Raw genomic sequence first — 11,588 nt, 5'->3', positions numbered from 1 at the left:
TGGGCACCGCCGGCTGTGAGAGGGACGGGAATGGAACCGACCGAGAGCGCCGCCCCTGACTCACGGCTGCGCCTGCGCCGGGTGACCGGCGCATGGCGGGCGAGCCGGTGGGCCGGGCGGCGTTCGGAGCGTCCGGGTGCGGAGGGGCGCGCCACCGGACAGTACACCGTGACGGACGGGCGCGCCCCGCACCTCACGGTCGACCACCCTCCCGGACTGACGGACCCCGAACACGAACGGCACCTGTCCTGGCCCGCGCTGCCCGCAGCGGTCGTCGCGGCGGCCGCCTTCGTCCTCGGCGCGGGCTTCTACCGGGGGTTCACCGGGACCCATGCGCTCTTCCCAGCCGGCGCCGTCGGCTGGGCCCTGGCCGTGCTGACCGGCATCATCGTCGGCCACCTGGTCATGCTCGGCCGCTCCCGCTGGTGGGGCGGCACCGGCTCCGGCGCCGCCCTCACCCTCGCCGTCCTGATGCTGTACGGCTGGGTGCCGGCCGGAATGGTCAGCCTCACCGTCGTCGTGCTGGTCGGCATAGCCCGCCGCAACCGCTGGCGCCAGGGCGTGCTGCACGGCTCGGTGGACATCCTCGGCATCGGGGCCGGAGCCCTGGTGCTCGGCGCCTTCGGACGTGTGCCGTCCGTGGAGACGCCCTGGATCCCTGACTCCTGGACCCTCTACACCGCCCCCGAGGTGGTGCTGGTCGCCACCGCGTACCTCCTGGTCACCCGCACCCTGCTCTGGTATCTGCACGCCCCGCGCGGCGGCCTGCCCACCGTCGCCCGCACCGCCCTGGTCAGACAGGGCCTGGTCGCGGTCGCGCTGCTCGGCATCGCCCCGCTGGTCTGTGTGGTCGCCGTCGCCCAGCCGGTGCTGCTGCCGCTGTTCGCCATCCCGCTGATCGCCCTCGACTCCACCCTGTGGATAGCCCGCGCCCGGGCCGAGGAGCAGCTGCGCGACCCGCTCACCGGGCTGCCCAACCGGCAGTGGCTGCTGGAGCGCATCTGGACCGCGCTGGACGACGCCGAACGCATCGGCGCCCGCGCCGCCCTGATGCTGATCGACCTGGACCGCTTCCGCTCGGTCAACGACACCCTGGGGCATCTTGCCGGTGACCGGCTGCTTCTGCAGATAGCCGACCGGCTGCGCCTCGCCCTGCCGCGCGGAGCGGAGGCCGCCCGGCTCGGCGGTGACGAGTTCGCCGTTTTACTGCCGGTCGCCGACTCCACGACCTCCGCGACCCGGGTCGCCCGGGGCCTCGTCGCCGCGCTCAGCTCCCCGCTTGACCTCGACGGGCTCACCCTCGTCCTGGAGGCCAGTGCGGGCGTCGCCGTCTTCCCGGACCATGCGCTGGACGCCGAGGGGCTGCTGCGGCGGGCAGACGTGGCGATGTACCAGGCGAAGCGGGACCGTACGGGCGTCGAGGTGTACGAGTCCAAGCGGGACTCCAACACCCCGGACCGGCTCGGACTGCTGGGTGATCTGCGCCGGGCGCTGGACGCGCACGAGGTGCACCTCCACTACCAGCCCAAGGTCCGCTTCGACGGACAGGTCGTCGGCTTGGAGGCCCTGGTCCGGTGGGCGCATCCCGAGCGCGGGAAGGTGCCGCCGGACGAGTTCATAGCGATCGCCGAGTCGTCGGGGCTGATGCCCCATCTCACGGAGTACGTACTGGAGACGGCGCTCGCTCAGGTGGCCCGGTGGCGGGCCCAGGGCCTGCATGTGCCGGTCGCGGTCAACGTCTCGCCGCGTGACGTCCACACCCCCGGTTTCGCGGGCTCCGTCGCCGCGCGGCTCGCCCGGCACGGGGTCCCGGCGGGAGCGCTCCAACTGGAGATAACGGAACACGTCCTCCTCGAGGACCCGCAGCGTGCCGCCGACACACTGGCCGGCCTGACCGGGCACGGCGTCAAGATGTCACTCGACGACTTCGGCACCGGCTACTCCTCCCTGGTGCATCTGCGGCGGCTTCCGGTCAGCGAGCTGAAGATCGACCGCTCCTTCGTGGCCCGGCTGGCCGTCGACGCGGAGGACGCGGAGATCGTCCGCTGCACGGTCGACCTCGCCCATTCCCTGGGCCTGCTCGTCGTCGCCGAGGGCGTCGAGGACGACGAGACCTGGGAACGGCTGCGCGACCTGGGCTGCGACGCCGTACAGGGATGGCTGGTGGCCGCGGCAATGCCGGCCGACGAGACGACGGCGTGGCTGCGGGCGCGGGGTTCGCGGGGATGGCAACGACCTCGTGCGGCCCTGCCGGCGGCGGCGACCGACGAGTAGCCCACCGGACGCCGCCTGTGTGGGTTGCCCGGTCACCCGGGCCACCCTGTATCGACATGCGGCTCCGCCGCGTGGGCGCGACCGGCCACGACGTCGCTGCAGACGATCGACGGCCCACCGCGGCATCTCCGGCGAAGCGCCACTCACCCCGCCGTGAAATGCCCGATCAGCGACAACCACTTCCTGAGGAGCGAGGCCTGGGACGGGCGCCGCTGACTCGCCGCGGCCCTGATGGGCGCAGGGTCCGGGAAACCGTTTCACGGCCACCCGGCCCTGCCCCATAGGATTAGGACCTGTCGTAGGCCCAAATCACACACTCACCCCAGAGGAACGCTGCATGCCTGGCATCACGCGCGAGGAGGTCGCCCACCTCGCCCGGCTGGCGCGTCTGGAGCTGAAGCCCGAAGAGCTCGAACACTTCGCGGGACAGCTGGACGACATCATCGGCGCGGTGGCCCGCGTCAGCGAGGTCGCCGACCAAGACGTACCGCCGACCTCGCACCCGCTCCCGCTGACGAACGTCATGCGGGCGGACGAGGTCCGTCCGTCGCTCACCCCCGAGCAGGCGCTCTCCGGCGCCCCGGCCCAGGAGCAGCAGCGTTTCAAGGTGCCGCAGATCCTGGGGGAGGACTAATCGCCATGACGGACCACGTCAACATCATCAAGCTCACCGCGGCCGAGACCGCCGCGAAGATCGCCTCGGGCGAGCTCACGGCCGTCCAGGTCGCCGAGGCCCATCTGGCCCGTATCGAGGCCGTCGACGAGAAGGTGCACGCCTTCCTGCACGTCGACCGCGAGGGCGCGCTGGCCCAGGCCCGTGCCGTCGACGAGAAGCGGGAGCGGGGCGAGAAGCTCGGTCCGCTGGCCGGCGTCCCTCTCGCGCTCAAGGACATCTTCACCACCGAGGGCGTTCCGACGACCGTCGGTTCGAAGATCCTGGAGGGGTGGATTCCGCCGTACGACGCCACCCTCACCAAGCGGCTCAAGGCCGCTGACGTCGTCATCCTCGGCAAGACCAACATGGACGAGTTCGCCATGGGGTCCTCCACCGAGAACAGCGCGTACGGGCCGACCGGCAACCCCTGGGACCTCACCAGGATCCCCGGCGGCTCCGGCGGCGGCTCCTCCGCGGCCCTCGCCTCCTTCCAGGCGCCGCTCGCCATCGGCACCGACACCGGCGGCTCCATCCGCCAGCCGGCCGCCGTCACCGGCACGGTGGGCGTGAAGCCGACGTACGGTGCCGTCTCCCGTTACGGCATGGTCGCCTTCTCCTCCTCCCTCGACCAGGGCGGACCCTGCGCCCGTACGGTCCTGGACGCGGCGCTGCTGCACGAGGTCATCGCCGGGCACGACCCGCTGGACTCCACGTCCATCGACGCGCCGGTCCCGCCGGTCGTCGAGGCCGCCCGCAACGGCAGCGTCGAGGGCATGCGCGTCGGCGTCGTCAAGCAGTTCCGCGGTGAGGGCTACCAGGCCGGCGTCATCCAGCGGTTCGACGAGTCGGTCGCGCTGCTGAAGGAACTGGGCGCCGAGATCGTCGAGCTGGACTGTCCGAGCTTCGACCTCGCACTGTCCGCGTACTACCTGATCGCGCCCTCGGAGTGCTCCTCCAACCTCGCCCGCTTCGACGGCCTGCGCTACGGCCTGCGGACCGGCGACGACGGTTCGCACTCCGCCGAGGAGGTCACGTCGATCACCCGCGAGGCCGGCTTCGGCCCCGAGGTCAAGCGCCGCATCATCCTCGGCACCTACGCCCTGTCGAGCGGCTACTACGACGCCTATTACGGCTCCGCGCAGAAGGTCCGCACGCTCATCACGCGCGACTTCGAGAAGGCCTTCGAGCAGGTCGACGTGATCGTCTCGCCGACGACCCCGACGACCGCCTTCGCGATCGGCGAGCGCATCGACGACCCGCTGGCGATGTACCTCAACGACCTCTGCACCATCCCGACCAACCTGGCGGGCAACGCGGCCATGTCGCTGCCCTGCGGTCTGGCCCCGGAGGACAACCTCCCGGTCGGACTGCAGATCATCGCCCCGGCGCTGAAGGACGACCGTCTCTACAAGGTCGGCGCAGCCGTCGAGGCCGCCTTCGTGGAAAGGTGGGGCCACCCGCTCCTCGAGGAGGCTCCGTCGCTGTGACCAAGGCACTGACCAAGGCCAAGGACTTCAAGAAGTCCAAGTCCGGTACGTACGTGTCCATCGCCACCACCGCCTTCGGCGCGTTCGGTGTCGCCAAGCGGATCAAGAAGGCCAAGGCCGAACAGGACACGCTGCGGCTGATCGACGCGACGGTGGCCGCCGTCGGCATCGTCACCGGCCTCGCCATCCTGTACCGCGAGCTGAAGCGGCTGGGCGACGACGACGTCCTGCTGGGCTGAGAGGGAAGTTTCACCGTGACCACCACGACCGACCTGGAGTCGTACGAGGACGCGCTGGCGTCCTACGACCCCGTCATGGGCCTCGAGGTCCATGTCGAACTCGGCACCAAGACCAAGATGTTCTGCGGCTGTTCGACGACGCTGGGCGCCGAGCCGAACACCCAGACCTGCCCCACCTGCCTCGGCCTGCCCGGCGCGCTCCCGGTCGTCAACGCGATCGGCATCGAGTCGGCGATCAAGATCGGTCTCGCGCTGAACTGCGAGATCGCCGAGTGGTGCCGTTTTGCCCGGAAGAACTACTTCTATCCGGACATGCCGAAGAACTTCCAGACCTCCCAGTACGACGAGCCGATCGCCTTCAACGGCTACCTCGACGTACAGCTGGAGGACGGCGAGACCTTCCGTGTGGAGATCGAGCGCGCCCACATGGAGGAGGACACCGGCAAGTCGACGCATGTCGGCGGCGCCACCGGCCGTATCCACGGCGCGTCCCACTCCCTGCTCGACTACAACCGGGCCGGCATCCCGCTCATCGAGATCGTCACCAAGCCGATCGAGGGTGCGGGCGAGCGTGCTCCCGAGGTCGCCCGGACGTACGTCCGTGAGCTGCGCGAGCTGATCAAGGCGCTCGGTGTGTCGGAAGCCCGTATGGAGATGGGCCAGATGCGCTGCGACGTGAACCTGTCGCTGCGCCCGAACGGCACCGAGAAGTTCGGCACCCGTTCCGAGACCAAGAACGTCAACTCGCTGCGGTCCGTGGAGCGTGCGGCCCGCTTCGAGATCCAGCGGCACGCGGCCGTGCTGAACAGCGGCGGCAAGATCATCCAGGAGACCCGGCACTTCCACGAGGACACGGGGTCGACGACCTCCGGCCGCGTGAAGGAAGAGGCCGAGGACTACCGGTACTTCCCCGAGCCGGACCTGGTGCCGGTGGCACCCTCGCGCGAGTGGGTCGAGGAGATCCGGGCGGCGCTCCCCGAGATGCCGCTGGCCCGCCGCACCCGGCTGCTCGCCGAGTGGGGCATCTCCGCCACCGACATGCAGGCGATCCTCAACGCCGGTGCGCTGGACCCGATCGTCGCCACGATCGACGCCGGTGCCGACGCCGCCTCCGCCCGCAAGTGGTGGATGGGCGAACTGGCGCGCAGCGCCAACGAGTCGGGCACCTCGCTCGACGAGCTGGCGATCACGCCGGAGCAGGTCGCCCGGGTCACCGCGCTGGTCAACTCCGGTGACCTGAACGACAAGCTGGCCCGCCAGGTCATCGAAGGCGTTCTCGCGGGCGAGGGCACCCCGGACGAGGTCGTCGACAAGCGCGGTCTGAAGGTCGTCTCCGACGACTCGGCGCTGGGCACGGCGGTCGACGAGGCCATCGCCGGCAACCCGGGCATCGCCGACAAGATCCGCGGCGGCAAGGTGGCCGCGGCCGGCGCCCTGGTCGGCGCGGTCATGAAGGCAACCCGGGGTCAGGCGGACGCGGCCCGCGTCAAGGAGCTGATCCTGGAGAAGCTGGGCGTCAGCGAGGGCTGAGCCCCAGTACGCGGTACGGCCCCGGAGGGATGCCCTCCGGGGCCGTATGCATGCTTACTTACGGCGCCCCACGACCCGTACGAATCCCAGCGCGCGGCCCTCGTCCGCCCGCACCATTTCGCCGACCCGGCGGGCCATCGTGCGATGGAACTCCTCCGGGCTCTCCTCGGCGACCACCTCGCACCACAGCAGCCAGTCCCGCCAGCCGTCCGGCTGCCAGTCGGCCGCCTCGACCTCGACGGCCCCGCTGCGGGTCCAGTGGCGCCGCCACCAGCCGGGGGAGTGGAAGCACCAGAAGTCGGGCTCCCACCAGGGCCTGAGATGCTCCGGCGGCTCGGTGCCCGCCGGTTCCTCGCGAAGTGCAGGTACGACGATCCCGATCCGCCCGCCCGGCTTCAACAGCCGTGTCAGCGTGGGCAGATAGAGGTCGCTGGTGCCGAAGTACTGATAGGCGTCGACGGACACGATCGCGTCGAAGGTGCTCTCGCCGAAGGGCAGGTCGTGTGCCTCGGCGTGCACGGGCAGCACCCGGTCGGCGACGCCCGCCTCCGCGATCCGTACGGCGTTCTCGTCGGGTTTCACCCACAGGTCGGCCGCGGTGACCTGGACGTCGTACTCCCTGGCCAGGAAGACGGACGTCATTGCGCGGCCGCAGCCCAGGTCGAGGACGCGGGCGCCGGGGCGCAGCTCCGCCAGGCCGAGCGCGGGGGCCAGCCACTCCAGCAGCCACAGGGCGTTCGGGCCCATCTGGTTCTCGACGGTCCAGCGGGCGTCGTAGCGGCTGCTGCGGGGGTGGTCGGGGTGGGTCAGGCGGTCAGTCAGGTCGTCGTTCGTGGTCCTGATGTCGGACATCGGTGAACGGGCTCCTTGGGATCTTCGTAGTGGAAGGAGATGCGTAGGAGCTCGGTCGGACCTTCAAACAATGCACCCGCTTCGGTCATCGGCGAGGAGCCGGGGACGGCTGACGGGCGGACGGTAACAACTGCCGTGGACGCCCCGCACCCGGTTTCTGAGCGGGAGGCGCTACGCTCGCCCGCCATGGACGGACGCGTTGATTCCGAGATACCGGACACGGATGTCGTGGACGCGCGCCGGGCCCGCTGGACTGCGGCCGGGACCGGAGCGCTGCTGGCCCTCGCGGGCCTGGCCGCCTCCGTGCTGCGAGCCTCCGGATCCGCTCCGGCGATGGTGCCCGCCGCCTACGCCTTCGGGGCCGCCGTCTGCGCACTGGCCTCCGTGCTGGGCTCGCGGGGGCACACCCGCCGGGCACTGTGGCTGCTGATCATCGGGGCGATGGTGATGGCGCTGGGGGACCAGTTCGACTGAGGTGACAGAGTTGTCGTTACTGTCCTGTGATCTGCCTCCCATTCGTGTGAACAAACCCACGAACGGCATAAATGATCACTTCTGCCTGCAAGAGTGGTCTTCGCATTGCTCATGCGTTCTTTGCGGGCTGTTCATCTTGTGAACGACAGTTTCACGACTGTTCCCGGTCAAAGATCCACAAATCATCCTCCGGGAGCTCGTTCGTGGCAGCCCTTGCACGCTGGTGTGTTCGGCACCGCCTTGTCGCGGTACTGCTGTGGCTCCTCGCCTTCGGCGGGGTGAGCGCGGCCGCCGCCGTCACCGGCTCGGCGTACTCGAACAACTACGAGGCTCCCGGCACCGAGTCCGGCCGGGCCATGCAGCTGCTGCAGAACGGCTTCCCGGGATCCGGCGGCGACGGCGACACCGTTGTCTGGCACACCACGTCCGGCACCGTCCGCGCCGCCGACGTCGAACAGACGATGACCGAGACCCTGGACAAGATCGCGGACCTGCCCGGAGTGGCCTCCGTCGTCAGTCCTTACGACGGTCAGGGCGCGGGCCGGATCAGCGCCGACGGGCACACGGCGTACGCCACGGTCACCTTCGATGACCGGGCCGAGGACATCAAGAAGCCCCAGGCCGAGGCCGTCGTCAAGGCGGCCGAGGCGGCCCGGGCCGACGGGCTCCAGGTGGAGCTGGGCGGCAGCGCCGTCGGGCTCACCGAGTCCTCGGGCGGGCACCTGGCCGAGGTGGTCGGCGTGATCGTCGCCGCCGTCGTCCTGTTCCTCGCCTTCGGCTCGCTCGCCGCCTCGACGCTGCCCATCGCGACCGCGCTGGTGAGCGTCGGGACCGCGTACGGCGCGATCGTGCTGCTCGGGCACGCCATGACCGTCGCCGACTTCGCGCCCATGCTCGGCATGCTGATCGGACTCGGCGTAGGCATCGACTATGCGCTGTTCATCGTGACCAGACACCGGCGCGGACTCAAACGCGGACTGTCCGTCAACGAAGCGGTCACCAATGCCGTAGCCACTACGGGACGCGCCGTGGTCTTCGCAGGTGCCACGGTTTGCATCGCCCTGCTGGGGATGCTGATCCTCAGGCTCAGCTTCCTCAACGGTGTGGCGATCGCCGCCTCCCTGACCGTCGTCCTGACGGTCGCCGCATCCGTCACCCTGCTCCCCGCCCTGCTGTCCTTCATCGGCCCGCGCGCCCTGAGCCGGCGCGAGCGGCGCCATCTGGAGGAGCACGGGCCGCAGCCCGAGCTGCCGACCGGGTTCGCCCACCGCTGGTCGGCGTTCGTGGAGCGCCATCCCAAGGTGCTCGGCATCGTCGCCCTGGTCGTCATGGCCGTCCTGGCGCTGCCCACGCTCTCTCTGCACCTGGGCACCTCAGACCAGGGCAACGACCCCAAGACGTCGACCACGAGGCAGGCGTACGACCTTCTCGCCGACGGCTTCGGGCCCGGCGTCAACGGCCCGCTGACGGTGGTGACGCGCGTCGACGGCGCCGAGGACAAGCTCACCCTCGACAACCTCGACGCCACCATCCGCACCACCGAGGGCGTCGCGTCGGTGACCCCGGTGACGTACAACGGCGCCAGTGACACGGCGTACTTCACGATCGTCCCGGAGTCGGCGCCCCAGTCGCAGAAGACCAGCGACCTGGTCGACCGGCTGCGCACCGAGGTGCTGCCACGCGCCGAGACCGGCACCACGCTCGACCTGAAGGTCGGCGGTGTGACCGCCAGCTACGACGACTTCGCCGACGTCATCGTCGGCAAGCTGCCCCTGTTCGTGGGCGTCGTCATCGGCCTCGGCTGTCTGCTCCTGCTGCTCGCGTTCCGGTCCATCGGTATCCCGGTGAAGGCCGCCGCGATGAATGTCGCGGCCGTCGCCGCCGCCTTCGGCGTCGTCGTTGTGATCTTTCAGTGGGGCTGGGGCAGCGAGCTGCTGGGCCTCGGCCGGGCCGGGCCGATCGAGCCCTTCCTCCCCGTGATCATGGTGTCCGTTCTCTTCGGGCTCTCCATGGACTACCAGGTCTTCCTGGTCAGCCGGATGTACGAGGAGTGGCTGGAGACCGGCGACAACCGGCGCGCCGTCCGGGTCGGCCTCGCCGAGACCAGCCGGGTGATCAACTCCGCCGCGGTCATCATGATCTCGGTCTTCCTCGCCTTCGTGCTCAGCGGCGACCGTGTGATCGCCATGTTCGGCATCGCGCTCGCCTCCGCCGTCGCCCTCGACGCCTTTGTGCTGCGCACCCTGCTCGTGCCGGCCCTCATGCACATGCTCGGCGGCGCCAACTGGTGGCTCCCTCGATGGCTCGACCAGCGCCTGCCCCGCATCAGCATCGAACCGCCCGAGGCCCGCGCCGCCCATGAAAGGCTGGCCGCTGCGACGGACGCCGAGGTGGCGGACGTACTGGCGAAGGGGCGGGAAGAGGATGTACGCGATACCTCTGGGTGACGATGCCGAACTGCGTCCCCTGGAGCCCTGGCACGCCGAGGAGTTCCTGGCGCATCTGGAGCGCGGACGGGAGTTCATCGGGCAGTTCATCGCGTTCGGCTCCAAGGCCGTCGACGTGCCCTCCGCGCGGGAGGCGCTCCAGCGGTACGCAGACATGCGCGCCGCCGACACCGCCTCGCTGCACGGCATCTGGCTGGACGGAAAGCTCGTGGGCGGTGTGCTCACGCTGAACTTCGACGCGGAGAGCGGCAACGCCGAGGTCGGCTGCTGGCTGGAGCCCGCCGCGACGGGCCGCGGGCTGATCACCCGGGCCATGCGGGTGCTCATCGACTGGGCGGTCGAGGAACGCGGCATCCACCGCATCGAGTGGGTCGCCGCCGCGGGCAACACACCGAGCCTGAACGTCGCCCGGCGCCTGGGCATGACCCGCGATGGGGTACGGCGGGAGGCGCACCCCTATGGTGGCGTACGGCACGACCTGGAGGTGTGGTCGATCCTCGCCCCCGAATCGCGTGAAGCACGCGCGCGTGCCGCGCAGAACGATCATTAAGACGTCTCTCAGACAGGATCCGTACGGTGCCGGACATGGGAACCAAGACAGTTGACGAGACCGGCGCAGCGGCAGGCGCCGAGGCCACGACCGACGAGGAGAAGGTGGACGTCACCAAGGCCGACGAGGTGACCGGGACCGAGGCCGCGACCAAGGCGGACGGCGCCGAGGCCGAGGCCGCCGAGGACGCGGTCGAGGACGAAGAGCTTGCCCTCGCCGAGGACGAGGAGGCGGGCCCCTCCGGCGTCGGCCAGGGCGCCGGCGCCGTCGTCTCCGCCGCGCTCGGCATCGTCTCGCTGACCGGCAGCTGGATCGGCACGGTGGCCGCGGCGCGCGAGACGCTCGTCGGCCAGCTGCAGACCTCGCAGACCGCGACCGTCGCCAAGCAGGTCAAGGAGGTCTACGGCGACGCCTGGCAGACCAGCGCCCTGTGGGGTGGCCTGTTCGCGCTGCTCGCGCTGGTCGTCGGCGTCGTGGTGCTCGCCCGGCCCGCGTTCGGTGCGCCCGGCAAGCCGCAGCCGGCCTGGATCAAGTCGGTCGCCTGGGGAGGCGTGGCGCTCGGCGTCATCGGCCTGCTCCTGGCCGTCCTCAAGTACACCGACATCCTGCTCGGGCTGCCCTCCACCAGCTGAACCACCGCAGGTCCTGAGGGGGCTTAGGGCATCCGTAAGCACCTTACGGATGCCCTGAGGCCCCTCAGGCACATCTAAGGCCCCGGGCGGTGCCGAAGATGCGGAACTCTCCCGATGTGGCGCACCCCCCTTGGAGACGAAGGTTGAGGCATCGCAGCAAGCGAAGCCGGAAACCGCCTCTCACAAGGGACACACCATGTACGAGTACGAGATCTCCCAGTTCCGCTCCGCCGAACTGATCCGCCGGGCCGAGCACGAGCGGCTGGCCCGCGAGGCCGTCCGCGGCCGCCGCGCCGCCCGCCGCGAGGCCGCAAGCCGCGCCGCCGAGGAGGAAAGCCATAGCCCACGCCTTCGCCGGCTTCGGTCCGCCCGCGCGGCGTGAAAGCGGCCAACGCCGGGCGGGATCTTTCAGCCCGTCCGGCGTTTGAGGACGAGGCCCCTTCAGGGC

General features: G+C 70.4%; 11 protein-coding genes. 10 read left to right on the top strand and 1 reads right to left on the bottom strand.

Features of this window, described 5'->3' with window-relative positions; all coding sequences use genetic code 11:
- Positions 1-30: 30 nt before the first annotated feature.
- The 5 genes from P2Q00_RS40875 to gatB all read left to right on the top strand — a co-directional run bounded on the left by P2Q00_RS40875 (position 31) and on the right by gatB (position 6,185).
- On the top strand, positions 31-2,274 hold the full coding sequence (locus P2Q00_RS40875) for a putative bifunctional diguanylate cyclase/phosphodiesterase (RefSeq protein WP_275779654.1): 2,244 nt from the start codon (positions 31-33) through the stop codon (positions 2,272-2,274).
- A 337-nt stretch (positions 2,275-2,611) separates the two neighbouring features.
- The gene (gene gatC, locus P2Q00_RS40870) at positions 2,612-2,908 is read left to right on the top strand and encodes an Asp-tRNA(Asn)/Glu-tRNA(Gln) amidotransferase subunit GatC (protein ID WP_007384860.1); all 297 of its coding nucleotides are present in this window, start codon (positions 2,612-2,614) and stop codon (positions 2,906-2,908) included.
- Between the two features lie 5 nt (positions 2,909-2,913).
- Positions 2,914-4,416 (top strand): Asp-tRNA(Asn)/Glu-tRNA(Gln) amidotransferase subunit GatA, encoded by a 1,503-nt coding sequence (gene gatA / locus P2Q00_RS40865; RefSeq protein WP_275779644.1) that lies wholly within the window; start codon positions 2,914-2,916, stop codon positions 4,414-4,416.
- On the top strand, positions 4,413-4,655 hold the full coding sequence (locus P2Q00_RS40860) for a hypothetical protein (RefSeq protein WP_030942833.1): 243 nt from the start codon (positions 4,413-4,415) through the stop codon (positions 4,653-4,655). The genes gatA and P2Q00_RS40860 overlap by 4 nt, the downstream gene beginning before the upstream one ends.
- A gap of 15 nt (positions 4,656-4,670) precedes the next feature.
- Positions 4,671-6,185 carry an Asp-tRNA(Asn)/Glu-tRNA(Gln) amidotransferase subunit GatB gene (gene gatB, locus P2Q00_RS40855; protein ID WP_275779641.1) on the top strand — a complete coding sequence of 505 codons (1,515 nt, stop codon included), beginning with the start codon at positions 4,671-4,673 and terminating at the stop codon, positions 6,183-6,185.
- Positions 6,186-6,239: 54 nt separating this feature from the next.
- Here the strand turns inward: gatB and P2Q00_RS40850 are convergent, their stop codons facing one another.
- Positions 6,240-7,037, bottom strand: a complete 798-nt coding sequence (locus P2Q00_RS40850; protein WP_275779639.1) for an SAM-dependent methyltransferase — start codon at positions 7,035-7,037, stop codon at positions 6,240-6,242.
- Positions 7,038-7,223: 186 nt separating this feature from the next.
- Between P2Q00_RS40850 and P2Q00_RS40845 the strand changes: the two genes are divergently transcribed.
- The 5 genes from P2Q00_RS40845 (at position 7,224) to P2Q00_RS40825 (ending at position 11,522) form a co-directional block, all read left to right on the top strand.
- The gene (locus P2Q00_RS40845; protein ID WP_275779637.1) at positions 7,224-7,511 is read left to right on the top strand and encodes a hypothetical protein; all 288 of its coding nucleotides are present in this window, start codon (positions 7,224-7,226) and stop codon (positions 7,509-7,511) included.
- A gap of 203 nt (positions 7,512-7,714) precedes the next feature.
- Positions 7,715-9,958, top strand: a complete 2,244-nt coding sequence (locus tag P2Q00_RS40840; RefSeq protein WP_275779635.1) for an MMPL family transporter — start codon at positions 7,715-7,717, stop codon at positions 9,956-9,958.
- The gene (locus P2Q00_RS40835; protein WP_275779633.1) at positions 9,936-10,508 is read left to right on the top strand and encodes a GNAT family N-acetyltransferase; all 573 of its coding nucleotides are present in this window, start codon (positions 9,936-9,938) and stop codon (positions 10,506-10,508) included. Before P2Q00_RS40840 ends, P2Q00_RS40835 begins: the two co-directional genes overlap by 23 nt.
- A gap of 35 nt (positions 10,509-10,543) precedes the next feature.
- A complete protein-coding gene (locus P2Q00_RS40830; RefSeq protein ID WP_275779631.1) occupies positions 10,544-11,140 on the top strand; it encodes a hypothetical protein in 597 nt (198 codons plus the stop codon).
- Between the two features lie 196 nt (positions 11,141-11,336).
- Positions 11,337-11,522 carry a hypothetical protein gene (locus tag P2Q00_RS40825; RefSeq protein WP_275779629.1) on the top strand — a complete coding sequence of 62 codons (186 nt, stop codon included), beginning with the start codon at positions 11,337-11,339 and terminating at the stop codon, positions 11,520-11,522.
- Positions 11,523-11,588: the final 66 nt, after the last annotated feature.

Origin of the sequence: Streptomyces coacervatus (assembly GCF_029223485.1) — a bacterium.
GTDB lineage: Bacteria > Actinomycetota > Actinomycetes > Streptomycetales > Streptomycetaceae > Streptomyces > Streptomyces coacervatus.
Note: the sequence above shows the minus strand (reverse complement) of the source record. Positions and strands in the feature narration are given on the sequence as shown.